The organism is Psychromonas ossibalaenae ATCC BAA-1528 (assembly GCF_000381745.1).
In the GTDB taxonomy this organism is placed as follows: domain Bacteria; phylum Pseudomonadota; class Gammaproteobacteria; order Enterobacterales; family Psychromonadaceae; genus Psychromonas; species Psychromonas ossibalaenae.
This window is the reverse complement of sequence record NZ_KB906984.1, coordinates 44,999-70,596: the sequence shown is the minus strand read 5'-3', so window position 1 is coordinate 70,596 and position 25,598 is coordinate 44,999. Positions and strand designations below refer to the sequence as shown.

19 protein-coding genes are annotated in these 25,598 nt (G+C 44.7%); 5 read left to right on the top strand and 14 right to left on the bottom strand.

Going from position 1 to position 25,598, the window contains the following annotated elements; genetic code table 11:
- Positions 1-13 precede the first annotated feature (13 nt).
- The gene (locus tag G327_RS0110580; protein WP_019614748.1) at positions 14-2,410 is read left to right on the top strand and encodes a GH92 family glycosyl hydrolase; all 2,397 of its coding nucleotides are present in this window, start codon (positions 14-16) and stop codon (positions 2,408-2,410) included.
- Between the two features lie 59 nt (positions 2,411-2,469).
- Entirely contained in the window at positions 2,470-4,767 is a 2,298-nt protein-coding gene (locus G327_RS0110575) for a GH92 family glycosyl hydrolase (RefSeq protein WP_019614747.1), read from the top strand.
- A 182-nt stretch (positions 4,768-4,949) separates the two neighbouring features.
- On the opposite strand, the gene G327_RS0110570 is transcribed toward G327_RS0110575, so the two are convergent.
- The 14 genes from G327_RS0110570 to G327_RS0110505 form a co-directional block, all read right to left on the bottom strand.
- The gene (locus G327_RS0110570; RefSeq protein WP_019614746.1) at positions 4,950-5,588 is read right to left on the bottom strand and encodes a hypothetical protein; all 639 of its coding nucleotides are present in this window, start codon (positions 5,586-5,588) and stop codon (positions 4,950-4,952) included.
- 777 nt (positions 5,589-6,365) lie between these two features.
- Positions 6,366-7,865: an NCS1 family nucleobase:cation symporter-1 gene (locus G327_RS0110565; RefSeq protein ID WP_019614745.1), complete on the bottom strand. Its 1,500-nt coding sequence runs from the start codon at positions 7,863-7,865 to the stop codon at positions 6,366-6,368.
- 48 nt (positions 7,866-7,913) lie between these two features.
- Complete coding sequence (preA, locus tag G327_RS0110560) at positions 7,914-9,185, bottom strand: NAD-dependent dihydropyrimidine dehydrogenase subunit PreA (RefSeq protein WP_019614744.1); 1,272 nt, start codon at positions 9,183-9,185, stop codon at positions 7,914-7,916.
- A gap of 13 nt (positions 9,186-9,198) precedes the next feature.
- The gene (locus G327_RS27155) at positions 9,199-9,702 is read right to left on the bottom strand and encodes an FAD-dependent oxidoreductase (RefSeq protein ID WP_019614743.1); all 504 of its coding nucleotides are present in this window, start codon (positions 9,700-9,702) and stop codon (positions 9,199-9,201) included.
- Positions 9,671-10,549 carry an FAD-dependent oxidoreductase gene (locus G327_RS25650; RefSeq protein WP_211217221.1) on the bottom strand — a complete coding sequence of 293 codons (879 nt, stop codon included), beginning with the start codon at positions 10,547-10,549 and terminating at the stop codon, positions 9,671-9,673. The genes G327_RS27155 and G327_RS25650 overlap by 32 nt, the downstream gene beginning before the upstream one ends.
- Positions 10,550-10,931: 382 nt before the next feature.
- Positions 10,932-11,774 carry a helix-turn-helix transcriptional regulator gene (locus G327_RS0110550; RefSeq protein ID WP_019614742.1) on the bottom strand — a complete coding sequence of 281 codons (843 nt, stop codon included), beginning with the start codon at positions 11,772-11,774 and terminating at the stop codon, positions 10,932-10,934.
- A 411-nt stretch (positions 11,775-12,185) separates the two neighbouring features.
- Positions 12,186-12,500 (bottom strand): PTS fructose-like transporter subunit IIB, encoded by a 315-nt coding sequence (locus G327_RS0110545; RefSeq protein ID WP_019614741.1) that lies wholly within the window; start codon positions 12,498-12,500, stop codon positions 12,186-12,188.
- A 21-nt stretch (positions 12,501-12,521) separates the two neighbouring features.
- Positions 12,522-13,577, bottom strand: coding sequence for a PTS fructose transporter subunit EIIC (locus tag G327_RS0110540; protein WP_019614740.1), 1,056 nt, complete (start codon positions 13,575-13,577; stop codon positions 12,522-12,524).
- A gap of 265 nt (positions 13,578-13,842) precedes the next feature.
- A complete protein-coding gene (gene uhpC / locus G327_RS0110535; RefSeq protein WP_019614739.1) occupies positions 13,843-15,207 on the bottom strand; it encodes an MFS transporter in 1,365 nt (454 codons plus the stop codon).
- A 43-nt stretch (positions 15,208-15,250) separates the two neighbouring features.
- A complete protein-coding gene (uhpB, locus tag G327_RS0110530) occupies positions 15,251-16,759 on the bottom strand; it encodes a signal transduction histidine-protein kinase/phosphatase UhpB (RefSeq protein ID WP_019614738.1) in 1,509 nt (502 codons plus the stop codon).
- Positions 16,759-17,367 carry a response regulator transcription factor UhpA gene (gene uhpA, locus G327_RS0110525; protein WP_019614737.1) on the bottom strand — a complete coding sequence of 203 codons (609 nt, stop codon included), beginning with the start codon at positions 17,365-17,367 and terminating at the stop codon, positions 16,759-16,761. The genes uhpB and uhpA overlap by 1 nt, the downstream gene beginning before the upstream one ends.
- Positions 17,368-17,731: 364 nt before the next feature.
- Positions 17,732-19,138 carry a hexose-6-phosphate:phosphate antiporter gene (gene uhpT, locus G327_RS0110520; protein WP_019614736.1) on the bottom strand — a complete coding sequence of 469 codons (1,407 nt, stop codon included), beginning with the start codon at positions 19,136-19,138 and terminating at the stop codon, positions 17,732-17,734.
- 366 nt (positions 19,139-19,504) lie between these two features.
- Positions 19,505-20,692, bottom strand: a complete 1,188-nt coding sequence (gene manA / locus G327_RS0110510) for a mannose-6-phosphate isomerase, class I (RefSeq protein WP_033298171.1) — start codon at positions 20,690-20,692, stop codon at positions 19,505-19,507.
- A gap of 330 nt (positions 20,693-21,022) precedes the next feature.
- Positions 21,023-22,930 carry a PTS fructose transporter subunit IIABC gene (locus G327_RS0110505; protein WP_019614733.1) on the bottom strand — a complete coding sequence of 636 codons (1,908 nt, stop codon included), beginning with the start codon at positions 22,928-22,930 and terminating at the stop codon, positions 21,023-21,025.
- 626 nt (positions 22,931-23,556) lie between these two features.
- On the opposite strand from G327_RS0110505, the gene G327_RS0110500 reads away from it, so the two are divergent.
- The 3 genes from G327_RS0110500 to G327_RS0110490 are packed head-to-tail and all read left to right on the top strand — an operon-like array spanning position 23,557 to position 25,564.
- Positions 23,557-24,441, top strand: coding sequence for a helix-turn-helix transcriptional regulator (locus G327_RS0110500; RefSeq protein ID WP_019614732.1), 885 nt, complete (start codon positions 23,557-23,559; stop codon positions 24,439-24,441).
- A gap of 53 nt (positions 24,442-24,494) precedes the next feature.
- Entirely contained in the window at positions 24,495-24,803 is a 309-nt protein-coding gene (locus G327_RS0110495; RefSeq protein ID WP_019614731.1) for a PTS fructose transporter subunit IIB, read from the top strand.
- Positions 24,797-25,564: a PTS sugar transporter subunit IIA gene (locus G327_RS0110490; RefSeq protein WP_019614730.1), complete on the top strand. Its 768-nt coding sequence runs from the start codon at positions 24,797-24,799 to the stop codon at positions 25,562-25,564. Before G327_RS0110495 ends, G327_RS0110490 begins: the two co-directional genes overlap by 7 nt.
- Positions 25,565-25,598: the final 34 nt, after the last annotated feature.

Here is a 25,598-nt window from a genome sequence, read left to right as displayed (position 1 = left end):
TTATGGAGATAATATGTTTAAACGCTCATTAATTATCAGTTCTGCTGTTTTGTCACTCGGCCTGCTAGGTTGTAATGACGAAGCGCAAGATAGCCCGTCTGATGAAACATCGCCGTTACTGCAGTATGTAGACCCGTTTATCGGTACTGACGGTCTGGGTAATGTTATGCCTGGGCCCGTTGTGCCGGAGGGCATGATCCAGCCGAGTCCAGATGGGGTAATAGAAGATGGTACGCCGGGGCAGTATCAGTATTCCAACGATAAAGTTAGCGCATTCTCTAATACGCATATTTCCGGTGCGGGCAAAGGGGATCTTAATGATTTTGCTTTCATGCCTTACACCGGTTTTAACTCGGGTGTGGCCAGCATAGATAAAAGCTCAGAAGTTTCTGTACCCGGTTATTATTCCGCATTTTTAAAAGAAAATCAGATCACAACCGAACTGACCGCAACCAAGCGTGTGGCTTTGCATCGCTATACTTTCCCTGAAGATCAGGATAAAAAAATAAAACTGGATCTCACTCACGAGCTGGTGGGGACATGGGGTAATCATACCCTGGGTCTTACCTTCAAGATTATTGGTGACAATGCCATTGCCGGCATGCGGGTGAGTAACGAGTGGGCATATAAGCACACCGTTTATTTTTATGCTGAATTCTCCAAACCCTTCGAGTCTTACTTGATTAAAAATGAAGGGGTGCAAACCACGGAGACTGAAATCAATGACAGCCGTGATGTAGTCGCTCATCTTAATTTTGCCGCCGATGAGTCTGATTTACAGATGAAAATCTCGATTTCACCGCTCAGTATTGAAGGTGCGCAAAACAATATGGCAGCCGAAACCAATGGTTTTGAGTTTGATCTGGTGCGTGAAAAAGCCTCTCAAGCCTGGGGGGATGTTCTGGAAAAATTCCAGTTAAAAGGCGGTACTGATGCTGAGAAAACTATGTTTTATACGGCGCTTTATCACACCTACTTTGCACCTTTTGTATATCAGGACAGTGACGGTCAGTATCGCGGTATGGACGGTAAGGCTTATCAGGCTGAAGAAGGCTTCACTAATTATTCGGTTTATTCGATGTGGGATACCTTCCGGGCAGCCCATCCGCTGAAAACCATTCTTGATAAACAGCGTTCCATTGAATATGTGCATGATCTGCTTAATAAATATAAGACCGGCGGCGTACTGCCTAAGTGGGAGCTGCATTCCGATTATACCGGTGAAATGGTGGGTTACCCTGCTGTTTCGGTGATTGCCGATACCATGATTAAATACCCGAATGCCTTTACCCAGCAGGACTTTGAATTAGCGATGCAGGCTGCCGAGGTTAGTGCCAACTTTGACTTGAGTGTAACTGCTGACTGGGATCCGCTTGAGAGCACATCTACTGGTGATAGACGCTGGATAGTAATGACCCGTCACGGTGAATATCAGGAAAACCTGGGTTATGTACCCGCGGATATTAAAGATAATCCGGCGGATGTTTATGACACTGTGGTGAGTGAATCGGTTTCTTACGGTTTAGAAAATGCCTATTACGACTGGTGTATTGCTCAGATAGCCCGTCTGGCAGGTGACAGTGAACAGGAAGCGCGTTATCTGGAACGTTCAAAAGCTTATAAAAACTACTTTGACTACAATCCGGCTGAATATGCAAAATACCGTTCAACTGGTTTCATGCGTCCGAAAAACCTGGACGGCTCCTGGGTTAATAATATGTCTTCCTGTGAGGGGGATGACTGTGAAGGTGAGCCTAACGATTACTTCTGGCCTTATAAAGCGGAACACCGCGGCGAGAACTTTACTGAAGGTAATACCTGGCAGTGGAGCTGGTTTGCACCGCACGATATAGATGGCCTTAAAGAGGTCATGGGCGGTGAGCGCAGCTTCTTGAATAACCTTAATGCACTGTTTACTGCAGATGAAGATGCCGACACTAGTAATCCGCAGGATATGACCGGTTATATCGGCCAGTATGTTCATGGTAATGAACCGGATCATCATGTTATCTACCTGTATAACTACACCAGCCAGCCCTGGAAAACGCAGGAGTATATCGATCAGGTGATGGATAACTTCTACCTGCCGATACCGAACGGCTTAATCGGCAATGAAGATGTCGGGCAGATGTCTGCCTGGTACATTATGAGTGCCATGGGCTTCTATCAGGTTTCACCTGCAGATCCGGTATATACCATAGGTCGTCCGTTGTTTGATGCAATGCAGGTCGCCATTGACGGCGGGACTTTTACCATTACGGCTGAGAACAACAGCCCGGATAATATTTATGTGGAATCGGTAACTATCAACGGTAAAAAGCTTGATGCCAATAATACCTTTAACCATGACGAGATTTACCCCGGCGGGCAGCTGCATTTTATAATGAGCAGCAGTAAACCGGCACTTTAACAACACTGCGGCACTCTGATGCTGTCAGGCTGCCGCTTAACACAAAAATAGGAGTAGATATGTTTTTTAAACGTTCACTAACTGCCGCCGCGGTTGCTGTTGCTTTATCTTTTGCACTGGCCGGCTGTAATGACGATTCGACGAATATTGTCGAGCCTGAACCGAGCCTGGACCTGGTGCAGTATGTTGACCCGTTGATCGGCACCGGCGGACTGGCTAATACTTATCCCGGGGCAACAGTTCCTCACGGCATGGTGCAGTTGAGTCCGAATAACGGTACCGGCGGCTGGGATTATATCAGCGGCTACAGTTATCACGATGACCGCTTAGTCGGTTTTAGTCATACCCAGTTGTCCGGTACAGGCGCGGGGGATCTTAATGATATCCTGATCATGCCGTTTAACAGCCGTTCGGATCAAAAACGCGGTGAGCAGGAAGCTTCCTATTATAGTCATGATAAAGAACAGGCAGAAGCCGGTTTCTACAGTGTCGTACTTGATGATTACGGCATTGAAGCTGAGCTGACCACCACTAATCGTGTCGGTTTTCACCGTTACAGTTTTCCGCAGGACGGGGACTCAAAAGTGGTGCTGAATCTGGGCTACTCGCAGAACTGGGATTCACCAACGGATACGGTGATCCGAGTTGTAGATGAAACGACGCTGGAAGGTTACCGCTATTCAACGGGCTGGGCTGCTGATCAGCGCGAACATTTTGTCATTAAATTCTCCAAACCGATGACTGGGTTTGAACTCAGAGATGATCTTAATAACCAGATAGAGGGGGGCTCAGAAGTACAGAGCTCGCATACGCGCGGCTATTTCAGTTTCGATACCAGTGAGCAGGAAACAGAGGTTCTGGTGAAAGTAGCACTGTCGTCGGCAGATATTGAAGGGGCCTATAAAAACCTTGAACATGAGCTGCCCGGCTGGGATTTTGATCAGACTAGAACGGCCGCCAGTCAGGCATGGCAGGATGAGCTGCAGAAAGTACGTGTGACCAGTGATGATGAAGCTAAGAAACGAATTTTCTATACGGCGATCTACCATTCCTATTTAGGTCCGACACTGCACTCCGATGTTGACGGGCGTTATAAAGGGGCGGACCATCAGATACAGCAGGCACAGGGATTTGACCGTTACGATACCTTCTCATTATGGGATACTTATCGTGCCGTTCACCCGTTCCAGACACTGGTGGAGCCTGAGCGGGTTAATGATATGGTGAACTCCATGCTGGCGCATTATCAGGAAACCGGGCTGCTTCCTGTGTGGTCGATGAAAGGTAATGAAACCAATATGATGCTCGGTTATCACTCGGTACCGGTTATTACCGATGCCTGGTTAAAAGGCATTGACGGATTTGATCCGCAGCTGGCACTGCAGGCGATGAAGGATTCTGCTGACTCGCCGCGTGAGGAAATAGTGCTTTATCGGGAAAAGGGTTATGTACCTTATTCTGAGGAAGAGGGCGGAGACAGCTGGGCCGCTTCAAGAGCGATGGAATACTCCTATGACGACTGGGGTATTGCACAGATGGCAAAATCGCTGGGTGATCAAGCGGGTTATGAGCACTTTATCAAGCAGGCTAAAAACTGGGAAAACCAGTATGACGCAAGCCGTGCCTGGTTTGTGCCGAGACTGGAAAACGGTGAATTTATTGCCGACTTTGATCCGGAACGTTATGAAGCCGGTTTTGCGGAAAGTAACGGCTGGCAGTATTTCTGGCATGTCCAGCATGATACGGCCGGGGTGATTGATAAACTGGGGCAGGAAGCTTATATCCAGCGTTTAGATGATCTTTTTGAAACGACGCCGGATCCTGCTCAGGAGCTGCCAATATTCAGTACAGGTATGGTCGGACAGTATGTACAGGGCAATGAGCCGGATCATCATGCGCCTTATTTGTATAACTATGTCGGCCAGCCGTGGAAAACTCAGAAATGGCTGAAGGAAATTGTTGATGTCTGTTATACAGATCAGCCGGAAGGTATCTGCGGCAACGATGATTACGGGCAGATGTCGAGCTGGTATGTGTTTACCGCAATGGGTTTCTATCCGGTAAATCCTGCGGATCAGCGTTATATTATCGGCAGTCCGATTTTCCCGAAAGTAGAGCTGAATCAGCCTAACGGTAATACTTTTACCATCACTGCTGAAAACGTTTCTGAGCAGAATATTTATATTCAGTCAGTTTCTCTCAATGATATCAGCCTGGACCGTTCATGGATCAGCCATGACGAAATAACCCAGGGCGGCACACTGTCATTTGTCATGGGCGATACACCAAACCAAAGCTGGGCTTCAACGCCGGAAAACTTCCCGCCGTCATGGACAGCAGAAGGATTAGTGAAGTAATAAAAGAAGTTTTATCTAGTACCTTGACTCAAACTCTCTGAGTTAAGGTACTAGTTCCCATGCTCTGTGTGGGAACGCATAACTTGATGGTTGTTGTGCAGTTTGCCGTCTGCAAGGGGCCGTCCATAGCAGTTGCCGGACTTGTTACAAGGGGGAAACAAGCCCAGCAGTCCATGAAAATGTTAAAAACGGGTACGATAGCTTATCCAGGCGTTATTATCGGTATCCCCCGTAAAGACAATGACGTTATCTTGATCCACTTTATAACCAATTTGAAACTCCGCTGAGAAATCTCTTATCTCTTCGCCATCAAGGCCGTAACTGTATTGCGGTGCAAGCTGAAGGTAGAATTTTTCAGCAAAATCATATTTTAAATAGCTAACACTGGTTATGATTTGTGTTTCTTGAAACTGATTATTTTCCTCCCACATCTTACCAAGGGTGATCGCGCTATAGAGTTTGACCTTGTCTGAAATAGTGAAGGCTTGCATTACACCAAGCGTTGCATAATTGCTGGTTAATAGTTCATTGGATTTATCACTACCGGCATCGATAAATAGACCCGTACCGGTATTTTTATTAGGAGCAAAGAAGCGAGCACGGGAGCTTTCAAAGTTATTTTCTGCTTCAATTTTGCCCAATAGTCCCCAATCGCCTTTATGTAAGCCAAATTGAAAAGATGCACCTAGCCCTTTATTACCGGCGGTAATTTCTCCTCCCGTATAAACTGACATTGGGTCAGTCATATCTTGAGGTTTTTCAGCAAAAGCCAGCGATGGTAAAAACACTAATGAAGCTAAAGCAGTTAGCTTATTAAACATAATTTAATCCTAATAAAGTGAGGTGAGCTTTACGCCCAGCATTTAGTTTATTGTTTTGATGCAACTTCTTAAGTTGCACATACTCCTAAGCGAGTGCTTGCTTGATAAAGCGGTCTGTACAAGATGATTGCTACTTTAAAAGTAAATGCGCTAAAAATGGCTGATAGTGATTATTACGATTATCAATAGTGCTTTCTAAAGTGGCCGAGAAACCATTGACTAGTGCATTGGTGAGCTTTCCTGTATAAAAAAGAAGGTTTTTATGCGTGACTGCGATTTTAATTTGTTGTTTCTGTGGGTAAGGTTTTAGTAAATATTAATCCACGAAGGTAAAGGCCATTAGCTTGCTGAGTTAATGGCCTTTTTTGTAAACGAGTTAAGATGGTTAATGATTGGTTTCCATGATTAATGAGATTCCTAATGAGTATCTAGACTAAACGGCTAAAATAAGCTGCTGTATTAAGATTTAATACACTGCAAAAGTATTGTCTTGCAGAAATGATTAACTGCAAAATTATGTCGTACGATAAAGGAAATGAGCTTATCAGAGAGGCTCGGGGCAGAGGAACAGCAGAATATTAATAGCATCTATTAACATTTTTAATAGTGTTTTTTTCTTGGTGTTTTCTTGACCGTGTGTTTAAAAAAAACTGCTTGAAGCCGTGCTCTGTCTGGTGGTAGATAGTTGCGGGGGCATTTCCACGCAGAGGATGGAAACTAGTCAGAATGGTAAAAAGGGCGCCTTATTTATGAATAAGAGCGCCTTTATGTTTCAGCTTATTTTTTTAGAACATAATAAATGAATGCGCCTGTTAATGAACCGGTAAACCAGGCGTAATCATAGAACCAGTGCATTTCGTCTGTGACTAATGTGCTTATTGTCAGCAGTGCAGGGAGAAAAAAAGCTATCATGCCCTGATAATTAATATTGGCATAACTGCCGCCCGTTTTGTATAAGGACGGTAGATCTAACTGCTGTTTATTAATAACAAAATAATCAACAATCATGATGCCGGCAATAGGGCCGAGTAAACTGGAGTAGCCTAACAACCAGTTGGAAAATAAGGCTTCTGTACTGATGTCTGATTCTATCCAGTGCATCTTTTTCATTAGCTCCCAGCTCATGATGAGTACGCCGATAAAACCGGTTAGTAGTACTCCGCGCTTTTCACTGATCAGTTTTGGGGCCATATTCTGAAAATCGTTAGTGGGTGAAACGATATTTGAAGCACTGTTCGTTGATACCGTAGCAATAATAATTAAGATCATAGCAATGATAACTATTAGCGGATCATTTATTTTACCTATCAGGTTAATAGGATCAGATACGGCTTCGCCAACCAGCGAGACAGAAGCAGAAGTTAAAACGACGCCTAATGCAGCAAAGAAAAACATGGTTAAAGGAAGCCCGATAACCTGTCCGATGACTTGATCTTTCTGCGATTTAACAAAACGACTGAAATCAGGAATATTTAAACTTAATGTTGCCCAAAACCCAACCATAGCGGTTATTCCAGCCATAAAATAAGGAACTGGACTGTCCGTTTCAGGTCTAGCTACTTTACTTAAAAGTAATTCTTGTAAGTTGATCTGCGGTAGTGCCCAGAGCATGAGTCCTATTCCGGATGTTAACAGGATAGGTGCGGACCAGTTTTCTAATTTCTTAATTGAATTAGCGCCTTTTATTACTACGTAAAGATTAAGTGCTAAGAAAATGAAAAAACCGTAAACCTCACCAATACTTCCGAGTGATGCCCAGCTCTGAGAGACAGTAGATAGTAAAAGGTGGCAGGCAATACCGCCAAATAACGTTTGTATACCAAACCAGCCGCAGGCCACGACTGCACGAATCAAACAGGGAATATTTGAACCGTACAAACCGAAAGAAGAACGTAAAAGTACAGGAAAAGGAATCCCATATTTAGTGCCGGCAAAAGCATTGAGTGTGAGTGGAATTAAAACAATAATATTAGCGATAAGAATGGTAATTAAAGCCTCTACTACAGAAAGTCCAAAATAGGAAGTTAATACACCTCCGAGCGTGTACGTAGGTACACAAATGGCCATACCTACCCATAAAGCTGCAACATTGCCTTTATGCCAAGTTCGCTGCTTAATGCTGGTGGGAGCCAGATCTTTATTGTAAAGCGGACTGTCAGAAATGTCTTTTTGCACATTGAGCTCAATGAACTCACCACTCTGGCGAGCCGATGATGTAAACAAAGTTTTATTATCATTACACGTATCACGACGTGTAATGGGTAAACTGGTTAGCATCTTGCCTTCCTTTTCTTGTGTGGAACATTATTGTGAGTATCAGTAAGCTTAAATTTTTTCCTGATAGGGATTTTTAGGGTGATTCTTCCAGTTTAGGGAGGCTTTTCCAGTTTCAACATCCTGCATAACAATGACACCCGGCTCTGGACAGGTAATTTGACATAAATTACAGCCGACACACTCTTCATCGATGATGCTGTATTTTCTGTTATCGATATCACCACTTTTTAAAACCGCCTGATGCGAAGTATCTTCGCAGGCGGCAAAACAGCGTCCGCACTGAATACAGGCATCCTGATTAATATATGCAATGCGTTTGTAATTAATATTGAGTTCCTGCCAGGCGACGGTATTTACAACAGCAGCCCGACTAAAGTCGCTTATTGACTGATAACCTTTTTTATCCATCCAGTCACTTAGGCCGTCACATAAATCGTCAATAATTTTGAAGCCGTATAACATCGCAGCAGTACAAATTTGAACGTTACTGGCGCCTAAGGTAATGAATTCGGCCGCATCACGCCAGTTAGAAACGCCGCCTATGCCCGAGATCGGCAGACTGGAGGTTTCTGGGTTGCGAGCAATCTGCGATACCATGCTTAAGGCAATCGGTTTTACAGCAGAGCCGCAGTAACCGCCGTTAGTACTTTTTCCATCAACACTCGGCTCCGGCGACATAGTGTCGAGATTGACTGATGGAATAGAATTAATAGTATTAATCAGGCTAACTGCATCAGCGCCGCCACGCATTGCAGCAGCTGCCGGCTGACGAATATCGGTAATATTTGGTGTTAATTTTACGATGACCGGCAGTGAGCTGTACTGCTTGCACCAACGGGTAACCATTTCAATATATTCCGGTACCTGACCGACAGCTGCCCCCATACCACGCTCCGGCATGCCGTGAGGGCAGCCGAAATTAAGCTCTATACCGTCAGCGCCGGTAGCTTCAACTCGGGGTAATATATTTTTCCAGGCATTCTCTTCACAGGGCACCATTAATGAGACAATAATAACTCTGTCCGGCCAGTCTTTTTTTACTTGAGTAATTTCATCCAGATTTACCTGCAGCGGCCGGTCACTGACTAGCTCAATATTGCTGAACCCTGATACTTGTCTGTTTTGACCATAGTGAGCCACATAACGTGAAGAAACATTAACGGGAGCCGGGTCTTCTCCTAGTGTTTTCCAGACAACCCCACCCCAGCCGGCTTCAAATGCTCGAATGACATTATACGCTTTGTCTGTGGGCGGAGCAGAAGCTAGCCAGAAAGGGTTGATTGATTTAATTCCTATAAATTCACATGCTAAATTTGCCATCATTTATTCCCTGTTAATCTTGTTGTAATTGTTGATGAATCGCTAAAGCTGCCTGAGTGCCGTGATTAACTGCCTCTACTACTAAATCCTTGCCGTTAATACAGTCTCCACCGGCATAAACGCCTGTTAAACTAGTTTGATAATTATCATCTACCGCGATTCTTCCCTGTTGATTCAAGCGAGGCTGTTCCTCTTCTGCTGATAGTGATGAATTTTCAAAGTGTTGACCGACGGCTTTAAATACAACGTCGCAGGGTAGGGAAAGAATGGTATCTGTGGGCGTTAACTTACCGCTGCTGTCTATCCTGGTACGATTAAACTCGATCGCTGTAATACCTGCCTGGCTGGTGGTTACCTTTTGCGGTTGAACATTATAAATAAAACTAATATCGTTTTTATGTGCTAGCTCCTGCTCATGAGGTGAAGCGCCCATTGATTTTTTATCGCGGCGATAAGCAATAGTGACTTCTTCAGCACCTAATTTTTTACTCTGTACTGCAATATCTATGGCTGTCATCCCCCCCCCCTATAACGACAACCCTGCGTCCGACAGGCAGAGCTGCTAAATTTTTCTCCTGACGTAATGTACGAATATAAGCAACGGCATCTTCGACACCGGCCGCTGTTTCACCGGGAATATTTAATTTATTAACTGCGTTCATACCGATAGCGATAAATACAGCGTCATAAGTTTCGCGTAATTGAAGAAGTGAAATATCTTTACCTAGTGCGTGATCATACTGGATGTTTATTCCGCCAATTTTTAGAAGAAAGTTGACTTCTTTTTGCGCATAGTCATCAACCAGCTTGTACTGTGCTATTCCGTATTCATTTAGACCGCCGCTTTTAGGCGCAGCTTCAAAAATAGTGACTTGATGGCCGTTTACAGCAAGCTGATGAGCACAGGCAAGCCCGGCTGGACCGGCCCCAATAATCGCGATATGTTTATTTGTTTCTTTACTCCGCACAAAAGGATGAGGCATTAGAGGGTCTAAATTATCAACGGCATAGCGCTGCAGGCGGGCAATTTCTACCGGTGCTTCTTCATGCGTATTTCTCACACATGCCTGCTCACACAAGGTTTCTTCTGGACAGACTCGGGCACAGCTCCCGCCTAGAATATTGGCTGACAGGACTTCTTTGGTCGCGCCGTGAAGATTACCACTGTTGATTTTTCGGATAAATAACGGAATATCGATAGCTGTCGGGCAGGCATTGATACAAGGTGCATCATGGCAGAAAAGGCAGCGTTCACTAGCTGCTAAGGCTTGTTTTTCGGTGAGGATTGGGGATATATCTGTAAAATTAGTAATTATTTCTACATCAAGCAGGCGTTCTGATTTTATATCGTTTGTAAAATTCATGATTTACCCTTGTTAATAATGATAAATAAGTAGTGCTGTTAACCTTTATCTGGGCAGTTTTGCTGTTCAGCATGCTGCTGTTTATTAGCTGCCTTGTTGTTAAATGGAAGCGTATATTGCCTAGCCAAAAACTTAAGTTGTTAATAATACATGGTTTTTGTCACAAATAGACTGTGGAGGCAAATTAATGTGATTTTTCAGCCTATTTAGTGGTACCTGGGGTGGGGGGAGGTTAATATTTAATGATTCTACCGTTTTAGAAAATATTGACTTCACTGACAAGGCCGACAAACAGCCTGTCTGCTAAGCGCAATTTTTCTGTCAGTACGCTGTAGAGCAGAGCAGTAGGGTGTTGGTAACATATATTTTGCTTAATAATGTATTAATAACTGCGGTACTGGGTGGGGGTTTTTCCGGTTTTGCGTTTGAATACGCGGCAGAAATAATTGGAATCCTGATAACCGCAGCGCTGCGCGACCTCTTCAAGGCGGAAGTTATAACGCTTGAGCATGAATTTTGCCCGCTCCAGACGCACCCAGGAGATATAGTCAGCAAAGCGCATGTGACCTTCCTGGCGGAACAGGCGTGATAAGTGATTAGGTGAAATATTAAAACGCATCGCTACCGTGTTACGGTTAATATTACGGTGGAAGTTTTCCTGTACATAAATGCAGATCCCTTTAAAGATATCTTCACTGCGCCGGCTGCTTTCATCACACGGGTTTTCAATCATCTCTTTACAGTAGCTGAGCAGCGCCTGCAGCAGGTAGCGGTCTACCGGCTGTTTTTGTTTTTCATGAGCAAGAGTGCTTAATGCGGAAAGAATATGCTCGATAGCATGACCGGTACGCTGCGATACACTGTATTTGATCACATCGTAGAATCCCTCTTCATTTTCGTGTTTACTGACCAGGCTCAGGCCAAGCTGGTTTTTACCAAACAGCAGGCTGAGTACCGAACATTCATGATTCCAGCTGGGTTTATTCCAGGCGTTGGCCGGAATAAACAGCGCATTACCGCTGTCTAGAAAAATATTATCGACATTCTGTTGTTCGGTTTCCAGGAGGTTTTCGTAGCGTCCTTTAAAGACCAGCTCTAAACGGGGAAAGTTAACCTGATAACTGGACTCCGGCGGCGGCGTGCTGTCACCGGCAAACCAGATTTTATTAAAGGACTCACTATCCGTGATAGCGTTGTCCAGTAGATCAGCAAACGTATTCTTCATAATGGTTATTCTGCATTGTAGGAAGTATCAGGTTGTCTCTTGAGACCAGTTCAAGAGACTGCTAGATGCTAATATCCCTTTAGCAAAAATACGCAGCGTTTAATTTTAAAAAGTCTAACGCGGGTCCTTGTTTATATTCAGGCTGTAAAAATGGAGCAGATGAAGAAGATTTATCATCTTCATCTATTGTAGAGGCGGGGGGATTTGAATTCTAAAATACATTTCGTAATGTATCTCTGCAGCCTGTTTCCCTCAATATCACTCTATTTATCCTTTCTATTATCGCTACTTAGCGATTATTTACGACATAATTTATTCAGTAAAGTGATCCGGGTATAACAGTTTTTTTGCTGTGAATTAAAAGCGGGACAAAAAAGCTTCGTCCCGCAAGATAATTATGGCTGTATAGATTTATGCTGAAGCAAGGTGCGCTGCAATTTTATCCATAATCTGCGGTGCTTTCTTCACTGCGTCTGATACACCGATACGCACGATTTTTTTGTCTTTAAAACGCTCTTCTTTTTTAATGGCGATATCTTTAGTCAGAATAATGATATCGGCATCCTGTACTTCTGAAAGAGTGATTTCATTTTCAATGCCGATAGCACCCTGAGTTTCTATTTTTACTGTCCAGCCTTTGCTTTTAGCTGCTGTTTCTAATGCTTCTGCTGCCATATAAGTATGTGCAACGCCTGACGGGCAGGATGTAACGCCTAATATTTTCATGTTTGTAACCTTATTTTTGGATTAGTTAAAGTCTAACTCAAGAGAGTCTTGTTTTTCTTGTGTCTCAGTTTCATCGCGTTCAGCAATGGGTTTTTTCAGTATATTAACGATGATCGCAGTGGTAAGTGCACCGGCTGCGGTTGCCGCAATGTAATAAATTCGTCCGTCAACTACCGGCAGTACAATCAGCCCGCCCCATGGTGCATGGTTAGCAACATTAAACATAAAGGCGGTCACATTACCGACAATCGCACCGGCTACAATGGATGGAATTACACGCAGCGGATCTTGAGCCGCAAATGGAATCGCGCCTTCAGTAATACCGATACAGCCCATGATGCCGGCCGCTTTACCTGCTTCACGTTCTTCAGCGCTGTAACGTTTAGGTGACATTAATGTCGCCAGGAACATACCTAGAGGTGGAACACAGATAGCCACGCCCACGCCGCCCATCAGCTGTGGATTTTCAAATACTTGAGTTTGTGCAAACAATGTAGCCACTTTGTTGATCGGGCCGCCCATATCAAAGGCTGTCATACCACCTAGAATTACACCTAATACCGCTTTAGAAGCACCGGCCATACCCTGCAGCCATTCATTCATATTCGCCATGGCATAAGCAATCGGGCCGCCGATTACCCAGATAACTAATCCGGATACGATAAAGGTGCCGCCGATAGGCAGGATAAAATAGGTCGACAGTGCGCGCAGTCTGGTTGACAGTGGGATCTTTTTCAGTGTCAGTACCACGTAACCAGCAAGAAAGCCGACAATGATTGCGCCGAGGAAACCGGCGTTAACCTGGTTCGCTAAATAGGCACCGATCATACCGGGTGCTAAAGCCGGGCGGTCAGCAATCGAGTAGGCAATGTAACCGCCTAATACTGGAATAAACAGGGTAAAACCCGCGATACCCATGTCCCAGATACCAGTTAAAAATACGCCTTCAGGCTGTGCGCCTTTACCGTTGAGCATGACAGATAAAGCAAGCAGTACACCACCGGCAACAATAAACGGCAGCATATGGCTGGTACCAGTCAACAGATGTCGTTTTAATTCCGAAATTTGATTTTTCATCACAATCACTCCATTTTTACGTTTGATTTTTATCTGCATCGCGAAGACTCAGGTAAAAACTGTTTAAGATAAATATTGCTGTTTTGTTGGGAGGATTATGAAACTGAAGCAGATAGAAATATATTGGACAAATAGGGTATTAACTGGACAAATGTATCAACCGGGATTGACTGTGATACAGATCTCGTATCAACTTTGACAGGGATCACAGAGAAAATCGACAATGATTATTCTCTGTGATTTTAAGGGAAATAAAAGTATTTATTCAGCGCTCGGCGGTTAAATAATCCGGCCCCTGGCGGGAGGATTTTTCTGCTGTACTAGCTGACTGTGCTTTTAAGAAAGGTAGCAGCAGTAATCCCACCATAGCAGCGGCACAGGAAATAACGGTAAAAAATCCGTTCCAGTGATACTGCTCCATTATCAGGGCTAAAGGGTAACCCGCCAGCGCGGCGCCCATATAGGCAAATAATCCGACAAAACCTGTAGCAGCCCCGACGGAATCTTTATGAGAGCATTCGGCGGCAGCCATGCCGATTAACATCTGTGGTCCGAAGACAAAGAAACCAATCGCAAAGAAACAGGCAGCCTGCAGTACGAAACCTGTTACCGGCATTAACCACAGGGCGGCAACCGATAAAAATATACCGATCGAAAAGATCAGATTCATCGGGCCTCGATTACCGCCGAATACCTTGTCTGACCCCCATCCTGCAACCAGCGAGCCGATAAAACCGCCCGCTTCAAACAGTGACAATGCGCCGTTAGCAGTAATTAAGCTGTAATTATGCTGCTCGGTCAGATATAAATTTCCCCAGTCATTAATAGCAGTGCGGACGATGTAAACTAAGACATAACTGCATGCCAGCAGCCATATATATTTATTATTTAAGACATACTTCTTCAGAATTTGACTGCGGCTGAGCCCCAGCCCTTCGTTTTCCTGGGTTAGTTCAAGGCGGTCTTTACGCCAGTGTCCGACGGTCGGCAGCCCTAGTGTTACCGGTTTGTCGCGCAGCCGCCAGCACAGAAATACTCCTACTGTTACCGCCATAATACCGGGAATAATAAAACCGTAACGCCAGCTGTAATGCAGGGTTACAAAACCGACCAGCAGCGGAATCAATGCACCGCCGATATTGTGCGCGGTATTCCATAGTGCCCACCAGAAGCCGCGCTCGGAACGGGAATACCAGGTGGTTAGTAATTTAGAACAAGACGGCCAGCCCCAGCCCTGAAATAGCGCATTAAGTACCCATAAGGAGGTCAGCATCAGCACACTGCTGGAAAAGCCGAACAGGATATTAATAATCCCGGTCATTATCAGACCTAAGCCCATAAAAAAGCGTGGATTGGAACGGTCTGAAACAATGCCGGAAAAAAACTTCGAGAAACCGTAGGTAAGGTAAAACAGGGTGCCCATCATTCCGATATCTGCTTTATCTAAACCTAAGTCTGCGATCATTGCCGGCATCGCATAGTTAAAACTTTTACGGGTAAAATAAAACATGGCATAACCGATATACATGGTAAACATGATATGGAAACGCCAGTATTTATACAGCGCATCCACCTGTTTCGGATCATGCAGCTGCGGGCTGTGTTGTTCTGACTTTAAAAAATTGATCATTACTTAGGGTCTTCAAATATTGATAAATAGGTAATAACTGTTTTCACAGCATAGGTAAAACTACCTGTAATTCTGTACCCGGCGATTTACTCTCAGACTGAGTGGTAAGTATGAATTTTCCACCCAGAACCTGTACCCGTTCACGTATGCCGCGTAAACCAAACCCGCCTAAGGTATCTTCCTGCTTAAACCCTATGCCATTATCTTTAACCGACAGGTGCGCCTGCTGCTGAAAAGTAAGGGTGATTGTGGCTTCTGTGGCCTGTGCGTATTTAACCATATTATTTAAGGCTTCCTGACAGATTCGGTACAGAGTGACATTCGTGGCATCACTTAATTCGCGATCCGTCTGCGGCTCATTCCAGATAATGGTGGTTTTTATACCGTTTGCTTCACACTCTAACTCACGTACTAACTGCTGCACGGCTTCTTTAAGGCCAAGGTCATCCAGGGTTTTGGGGCGTAAGCGGGTGAGCAGCCCTTTGGTGGTGTCGTAAATATTAAGTGACAGGTTTTCAATGGTTGATGCACAGCGCTCACCCACCGGGGTATTTTCAACGCGTTTGAGGATACTCGCCTGAGTGCGGATAGCAGTAATATTCTGACCTATCTCATCGTGCAGCTCTCGTGCAATATCACGGCGTACAGATTCTTCTGCTTTAATCAATTCTCGGGATAAATTGTGATTTTTAGCTAATTCGTGACGCAGTTTCTGATTCAGCTCCCGCTGGCGCTGAATACCCATGCCTAATAATATACCGGTCAGGCTTTGCGCCGAAAGAGACAGCAGCAGATCGGTAATTTCCATATGGCTGACACCGTTACGCGCAGTAATCAATGCGATACTGTTAAGCAGGGTACCGAGCAGAGCGCCTTTCCAGCCGTAGCGAAAAGCCAGCAGTATAATCGGTATGGCCAGACAAAACGGCGCAAAGCGTCTCAGGTCATCGGGCAGACCGAGCTGCACAATAATATTCAGGGCAAACAGCAAAACATAAAAGATAATATGGCGGCTGCGAAGTTCTACGGGTTTAGCGACCAGATTGACGGTTAACGGCATCCAGACATTCTGGAACAGATAACTCCAGATTAAATAGCAGCTGGGTACCAGCATTAAGCCGCCGGTTACGCTGACTAAAAATACCATGCCGGCAGAATCTAACCAGAACTCCAGTATCAATGTATTAATCAAGGCTGCCGTTAATATCACCACCCCCATTACGCACAGTCTGCGCAGCTGCGAACCGTAATAATATTTCTGCGCGTACCATACAAGCGGGATGCTGCTGAGACTGGCAATAATAACGGCTATCCACTGTGGCTGCTCAAGTAAAACTGCTAATGATATCATCAGCCATAATTCAGCGCCGTATACGGCCGGCCAGTAACGTTTTTCACTATGCAGGGTAATACCAAGACGAAGCGCAAAGGGAAACAGCAGGATCGCCAGCTCCGCCTCGACAATAAAAGAGTAGGACAACACCCACAGACAGAACCAGCTGCACGATACCAGCAGCCAGCTGCATAATGATGTAATCCAGATATTAGGCACTATAGCGCTTCATTCGCAAAATGTTTTGCCAGTTCAACATTATTTTGAACGTTAAGTTTATCCATGGCATTAGCACGATGTACATGCACGGTTTTATGGCTTAATCCTAGGCGTACCGCAACGGTTTTTACATTGAGGCCGAGTGCTAACATGGTGCCGACCTCATGTTCGCGTTTAGTCAGCTGGGTAATCGGTTTTCGGCCGCTGTCGGGGGCCACTAACTGCATGGTGATATCCGGTGTTAAATAACAGCCGCCGCCGGCCACTGTACGCACTGCCTGGACCAGTTCATCGGGGCTGCAGCGTTTGGTTAAATAACCGCGCGCGCCTGATTCCAGGGCTTTTTCTACAATCGCAACCGAATCATGCACACTCAGCATAATACAGGAGATACCTTTGGGCAGATCGTCTAATAAGGACAGGCCGCTCTCATCGGGCATGGAGATATCAATAATGCATACGTCGGTATTCAGGCCGGGTAGACCGTTACGCGCTTCTGCTGCTGAACTGAATTCTCCGGCCACCTGTATATCGGTTTCCAGTGATAATAGTTGTGCAAATCCAGAGCGCACAATGATGTGATCATCAACGAGGGCAACTTTGATCATATTTAGATATCCAGACTGAGGGAAAAATGCGTAAATTACTCTTATCCCGGAGCGTAAGCAATAGCGCAGGCATAAACAAGACAGACCAAACTGATGTTAATATATTGATTATTTCGATAAGTGCTGTCAGCAGTCTTTAGCATGTTATATAAGTGAATGAATTTATTATTCAAATCACCATCAATTTGACACCAAGAGAAGAAAGACTTTAAACAGATAATAAACTCAATTATTAACTAAAATTTTGTGAAACATTGTTGTATAGGTATCACTAAGCAGCGGAGTGCATTCCAAATTAAAAAATCCCCGTTCCTAAAACTAAGAGCGGGGATTTTGTTTTATCTGCATAAGTTGTCAGGCTGTATTAAACAGATTCAGCAGCCGCTAACATTTCGCGGTGAATACGTTTTTCGCGACGGATTTTCTTCTCTTCAGCGACAGCAACAAACAGCAGCAGAGCAATACATGCAGCTGCTGAGGCGTCTAAGGCGGCAAAGGTACCTGCCCAGCCGGTCAGACCGAAGATCGGGGTGCCGTCGGCAATCATGCCTAAACCTAGTTTAGCAAAGCTGTCACCAATCAGGTAAGCAAACGTCCCTTTAACACCATCGGCGACACTGATTGCTTTTTTCGGTACAAAACCAACAGCAGCAACACCAATCAGCAGCTGCGGGCCGAATACTAGGAAACCAAGTACAAACAGTGAACCCAGGTACATATATTCATTGGTTGCAGTGCGGTAAAACTCTAGTGCAAAAATGATTAATACTAAGGAAACACAGGCAACAATCGCACGGCGGCCGTTTGCCAGGTCAGAAAGGTAACCCCACATTAATGTGCCGACCAGTGCGCCGACTTCAAACAGGGTAAAACCTGTGATGGCTGTTTCTTTTGAAAGACCAAGTTCCTGGAAAGCATAAACAGTAGACCACTGATCTATACCAATACGTACGATATACAGGAAGATATTAGCGAAACATAATAACCAGATGACTTTGTTTTTCAGAATGTACTTAACGAAGATTTCACGTTTAGTCATTTTGTTTTCTTCAGCTTCAATATCTTCAGTGCTGACTTCTTCGTCAAACAGTTCTTCTACTTTACCTAAACCGTAAGCTTCCGGTGAATCGTTACCGTAACGCAGACCGATAAAACCAACCACAATCGCAATCATCGACGGGAAGATAAACATACCGATAACGTGACCGCCGAACAGGTAGTTAGAACCGAATAATGCAACACCGGCAGCTGCTGCACCACCTACGTTATGCGACATATTCCATAAACCCAGATAAGAACCGCGCTTATTACGCGGGGTCCATTTGGTAATGGTTGAGTAACTTGACGGGCCGCCGGTACTCTGGAAGAAACCGCTCAGGGCATAGAAAGCCATCATCAGGAATAAACTGATACTTGAACCGCCCATACTCATACTGAATCCGATCATAGCGATACCGGACAAGATCAGCATAAAGGGCAGGAACTGTTTGGTATTTTTACCATCTGCGTAATAGGAAACAGCGGTTTTACCAATACCATAGGTGATCGAAAAACCCAGACCGATTAGACCTAGATCTGTCATCGACAGGCCGTAGGTAGTGATCATATCATTCTGTGCAATGTTAAAGTTCTTACGTACTAAATACATTGCCATATAACCGATAAATACAACCAGGTATGACTGCATAAATGGTTTGAACCACATTTTACGTCGCTCTTCGACGGATAGGTTGAGAGTTGGTTTTCTGACCTGATCCAACAGCTTAAACATATGAAATCCTCAATAGATTTATTCAAAAATAGGTATATGTTTACAGAGTCGATACCCGGTAAACAGGGACTGGTTATGATCAAAGCAATTTGTTCAGAGTATCGAAATAGAGGCACACTTCTCTATTACGCTGACAGATCTGCTGATCAACCAGATATGGCGCAGAGTTTAAAGGGTTAATATGATCGAGGCTTGAGAAGGCGGCTTACTGGTGCTAGGAAAAATTCCTAGTTCTAGGTTTTCTGCTTGAAAAGTGTGAGCAATGTCGCGGTTTTTTTGAAGTGAAGAAAGGGAGTTAACCGGCAGGTCAAAATAGGCTGTAAAAAAGCAGGTTCAAGTAAGTTTAAGCTGTACTTGAACCTGCAGTTAGCAGTAAGCTCTTGCAAGCGTACCGTTAGTGCTTATGCTGTATTCTTGGGCGTAGGCGGGAATAAAAACTGCCTGACCTTTATTAAAGGCAACCTCTTCACCCGAGCTGTGCAGTAATGAGACGGGAGCATCAACAGCAAACAGTATTTCAGCTGTGTCAACTTTCAGCTGCTGTTTCTGCGGTTGTTTATAAACAGAGAAGCGGAAGTCATCAACCGGTACCAGATAGTGCTCGCTGTTCTGCTCACGGACAGGCTCCAGGCACAGCTGCTCATATTTAAGCGCGTTAAAGCGGGTTTTATCGATAAGCTCAGCGACATCAATATACTTCGGCGTTAATCCTGCACGCAGTACGTTATCTGAGTTGGCCATAATCTCTAATGCCGTACCGTGAATATAAGCATGGGGGGTACCTGCATTTAAAAACATCGCCTGTCCCGGCTGCAGGGTCACAGTGTGTAAAAACAGTGGTGAAAACAGACCAATATCACCGGGGTACTGTTCTTTCAGCTGCATAATCAGCTCAAAACGGGTACTGCTCTGCTTCGCTGCGTAGTGTAGAAGGTGTTCGATAGCCTGATCTTTCTGTTTTTCCTGCAGGCTCAGTACCGAGGAGAAAAATCGTGCCAGCCCCTGTTCAGAGAAGTCTGCTTTAAAACTGTTAAGCGCTTCGTTTAAGGCGTTGATACCTAGAGAGTTAAAATCATCAGCAATGGTTTGTAAATCTCTAAAACCGTTCATCGCCTGGTACTCGGTTAACGCAAAAACCAGCTCTGGTTTATGATTGGCATCGCGATAATTACGGTTCGAGGCATCCTGAGCAATCCCGGATTTTTCTTCTAAGGCAAAACCTGTTTCCGCCTGCTGTTTATTCGGGTGAACCTGTACAGACAAAGCCTTTTCTGCCGCCAGAACTTTAAACAGAAAGGGCATTGCTTTAACCGCAGCGCAGCGGCCGAGAACAGCATCGGTATTTGAAGCGATAAAATCAGACAGTAGAATTTCATGATTCTCGTTGAAAATTTTTGAACAGCCGTTAGGGTGATCACCCATCCACATTTCCGCTTGAGGCTCCTGCTGAGGATTTGCTGTGTCAAAAAGTGCTGTCATTGAGTCAGTGCTTCCCCAGGCGTAGTTTTGAATTGTATTATTCATTAGAAAGAAGTTTGGTTGCGGGTTGTTCATTATGTTCACGGCCTTTAAGAGTGTTGATTCAGATAGTTGATCAGGGAGCTTTTAATTTTTAAAAGCAGGCAAATTCATCGAATATGGTAAAATTTAAAATCTTATATTACAACTAAGCTTGAACAGCGAGACTGAAGTCTTTATAAAAAATGCTTAGTTTTTGATGGTTTATGTATAAAAGAGCTGCTGCTTATTAATATTGCTATAAAACCGAGAGCTGAAGCTGTGAAACAGGAGAGTAGTATTTCATAGACTTCAGTCCCGATTTATAACTCAGGAAAACAGCGTACCCGGGTACGCTGTTTGTTAAGGTTTAAGCTGCTGCTGATCTTAACTTAAGACCATTTCAGGTGTCGCTTTAGCCTGACGGTACTTCTTTAAGGTGATTACTATAACCGCAGTTGCCAGCGCGCCGGCTGCCATACAAAGCAGCGCTAAGACAGGTTTGTTCATTACACCAAGCAGCGCAACAATCGGACCGCCGTGAGCAACACTGTTAGTAATGCCGAATGAAAATGCCATTACTGCCGCCAGCATGCTGCCGAGGATATTGGCCGGAATAACGGATAATGGATCTTGAGCTGCAAATGGAATCGCACCTTCGGATATTCCCACTAACCCCATTGCACCCGATGCTTTACCTGTTTCCAGTTCTGCGTCAGTGAATACACCTATTTTACGTCCGATCAGCGTTGCTAATCCCATGCCTAGCGGTGCAACCGGAATTGCACAGGCCATTGCGCCCATAAACTGCGTCTGACCGTTGGCAATCATGCCCACCGAGAAAAGGAAAGCCACTTTGTTAAACGGGCCGCCCATATCAAAACCAGCCATGCCGCCGAGAACGATACCCAGCAGAATAACATTACCCGTACTGAGGTTGATCAGCACCTGGTTTAACCATTCCATTAAATCTGCGATCGGCGCACCGATCACAAAAATAAACAGTGAAGAGATAAACAGTGTACCTAAGATCGGTGCAATCATAATCGGTACTAAGGGCAGTATCATTTTGTGATAACGTCGAGTGGCAATCCAGCGCACAAAGTAACCGACTAGTAAGCCCGCAAGAATAGCGCCGAGAAAACCAGTTGATCCCGGAGCATCATAGAAAGAGCCGTTATTAGCAATCCAGCCGCCGATGAAACCGGGAACCAGAGCAGGGCGGTCGCCAATTGCAAATGCAATATAACCGGCCAGAACAGGAATCATCAGAGTAAATGCGATAACACCGACATCTAAGACGGACTGCCATAAGCTGCCTTCAGGAATAGCCATGCCGGCATCTGTCGGCTCACCGCCGAGTGCCAGAGAAATGGCGATCAAAATACCGCCGGTTACCACAAACGGGATCATGTGCGAGACGCCGTTCATCAGGTAGGTATATAGCTCAGAACGGCCACTGGATACCTGGCTGCTGTTTGCGCTTTTATCTGCAGCTGAATCTGCCTGATAAGGTTCGGCATCGAGTACCTGGGTAATTAATTTCTGCGCATTTTTAATGGGCTCTTTAACACTGGTTTTAATCAGCTTTTTACCTGCAAAACGGGCCATATCAACCTGTTTGTCACAGCTGATGATAACCGCATCAGCTCGTCTTATCTCTTCATCACTCGGGCTGTTTTTTACTCCGATTGAACCGTTGGTTTCCACTTTCATCTCATAACCCATTGCTGCGCCTGCATTTTCCAGCGCTTCCGCTGCTAGATAGGTATGAGCAATGCCCGCTGGACAGCCGGTAACACCAATAATGAAACCTTTACTTTGTCCTTCGGCGGCCACCGCTGCTTGTTTTTTAGCAAGCAGCAGCGAAAGTGCTTCCTGGGAGCTTTCTGCCTGCATTATTTTATCAATAAAACCATCTTCAATCAGTTTTGATGATAACGAAGCCAGTACATCAATATGATGATCACCACCGTTAAGCGGCGAAGCGATCATAAAAAATAGTTTCGACAGTTCGCCGTCTTCTGCGCCGTAATCAATGCCTGCGCGGCTGACACCGATTGCAACCGCCGGGCTGCTGACGGCCGCACTTTTTGCATGAGGCAGTGCCACACCTTCATCAAATCCGGTGTTACCGAGTTCCTCTCGTGCTTTAACATCAGCGATGAACTGTTCACGCTGATCGACTTTGCCGTTTTTGACCAGCATATCAGCCAGTTCTTCGAACACCTGCTCCTTGCTGGATGCTTTTAAGTTTAAGCAGATAAGGCTTTCATTAATGAGTGTATTAATCATAGCGGTTCCTTGGGTTATGCCTGTTGAAGAAATATATATTTATACCCAAACGACTTGAAGATGCTGATTCAGAGTCTAGCTCGGAGGTCAGAACAAGGCACAATATGTAGAGAATGGTGATCCCTTTTCAAATATTGTAACGCCGTGCTGGCTTTCGAACTAGGCTCCCGCAGGGCAAGGCGAGAGGCAACCATCTTCATCGTTATAAAACCTCGATATAGAATGCTAAACCTTCAGTTTTATGCCTTGAATCTAGTTACCTCTCGTCTTGCTGATTTCTGCATCTTCAAGTAGCTTGGGTATATAGTATCGGAGAAGTAAGCTGTTTTTAGTAGTGGAGCCAGTAAGCATTTGCTGGATTATTGTAACGCCAATATAATAGTGTGATCTTCGTTGTGTTTTCATTAACTCATTGATTTTGTTTGTGTTTGTGTTTTATCTGATTGATTTTAAAGGTTTTGTTTTGCCGGTTTGTGACTGTCAGTGAAACGGCGAATAAACATTCGTGGGTTATTAAAAGAATTTAGTTGGACTGGTGTTGTCTTTAAAGTGCAAAAAACGTCCATGTTGAATAGTTACTGTGAACTAGGTCACAGTGCTCCCCGGGCGCCTTAGGCTAAGATGCAGTGAAATTTATTCAGCAGGTAAAAGTTGTGAATGCCGACTCCATTATTTTCACGGATCTGTTAGAAAGTGTTATCAGCGAAAAGGAAAGTATCCAGAACATCTGGTTTGCAACGGATAAACACGATCCGCCGCCGTTCAGTTATCAGGTGAATTTCCCCCGTCTGGAGATCGTGATTTCCGGTATGTACCGTAATCAGTTAGATGATCCGGAAACCGGTATTACTGAGGTCGATTTATGTGTGGGAGATGCGCTTTTTATTCCTCCCAACAGCTGGAATAAACCGGACTGGGATACGACCTGCTCGGTGTTAAGTCTGCTTTTTGGTAAACGTCAGCTGGGTTTTAGTTTAGTCAGTAAAAACAAGGGCGATACACAGTTTTATGATGTACAGAAATTCAGTATTACGGCCCGGACCGGGCATGCAATAGACGGGATCTTATCTGCTTTGAACAGCCTGGCGGGAGAACCGGTTAAACATCCCATGGACAATCATCTGTTACTGTCACTGCTGACCTACAGTAGAAGCATGGCTTTTGCCTCTGCTGCCAATATTAAAAGTAGAAGTGAGGATACTTACCAGAGCATCTGTATCTATATTCAGGAAAATTTTCATCGTGCAATCAGCCGCGACAGTATAGCAGCACGTTTTAATATGTCTGCTAATCACCTTTCCCGCTTGTTTCGTAAACAGGGGCATATGCGTTTAAGTGATTATATTATATGGGTACGTCTGGAGCGTGCAAAATTTATGCTTAGTAAATATCCTTTCCGTCTGCATGAAGTGGCGGTTCGCTGTGGTTTTCAGGATGTAAACTATTTCTGCCGGGTATTTAAAACCCGCACAGGAAAAACGCCGAGTGAATACCGTTTAAGTTTGAAATAGCTTTTAGCTTGTTAGCAGGAGCTGTTGTTTTAATGAAATTTTAGGAAAATAAAATGAAAAATATAGTAGCGGTAACAGCTTGTCCTACGGGCATTGCGCATACCTACATGGCTGCCGATCTGCTCAGAAAAGGCGCACAGAAACTCGGTATCCATATTCGCGTGGAAACGCAGGGGGCAATGGGAATAGAGAATCAGTTAAGCCCGCAGGATATTGCTCAGGCGGATCTGGTACTGATTGTTTCTGATATCGAGATTGAGCATACGGCGCGCTTTCACGGAATACCCATCAGCACAGCCAGTATTGAGTCTGCGCTTACCGACGCTGATCAAGTATTACAAGACTGCCTGCAGTTATGCTGATCCGGCGTGCGGCTTTTTATCTCGGTATTAACGGGCTGGAAAGCTGGCAGGCGGAAAAACTGCGCAAACTGTGCGGCTATTTTCATGCGTCAGTATCTTTATTTAATGTCTCACAATGCTGCCGTGTACCGCTTGAAAACAGTCTTAAAGTGATGGCGGCAGGTAATAAACCGGATGATTTCTGCTTGTTATTTATCGAGGGAATGGATGCTGAATTAGCGCACTTAGTGCTGCTGGATTATATTAGTGAACATTTTAAAATATTTCAGTCGGATCAAGATTTTAATTTTGTGCGCAGTTCTGGACTTGAATGCCACTTTCATATTTTAAGTGCATCTGATTTAAAGTCGCTGCAAAGGTTAGATAAGTCTGAACTGTTGAATCAAATTGCGGCATCTATTCAAACGCCTGCCGACAGCCACACCCTTTGTTCTCTTTTTCTGAACAGAGAAAAGCATGCTGCTACCGTGATGGGCCCGCAGGTTGCGCTGCCGCATATTATGACGGAACTCGTGACTGTTCCCTCGATTATATTAACCTCGCTACCTGAGCCGCTGGACTGGCATTCACCACGAGGACCGGTGCGCTGTATTATTGCAGCTGCACTGCCTAAACCTGCCTCTATTGAGATGATCCGGGCTTTTACTAATCTGTCTAAAAAACTGGTGGATGAAAATATCTGCCGCCTGCTTGCCGATGCGCCTGTTCAGCTGCAGGCCGCTATGTTAGCGGCTATGTTAGCACAACAGGCTAAATGTTAATTTTATGCGCTTTCCGTACATTTCCATACAGCAG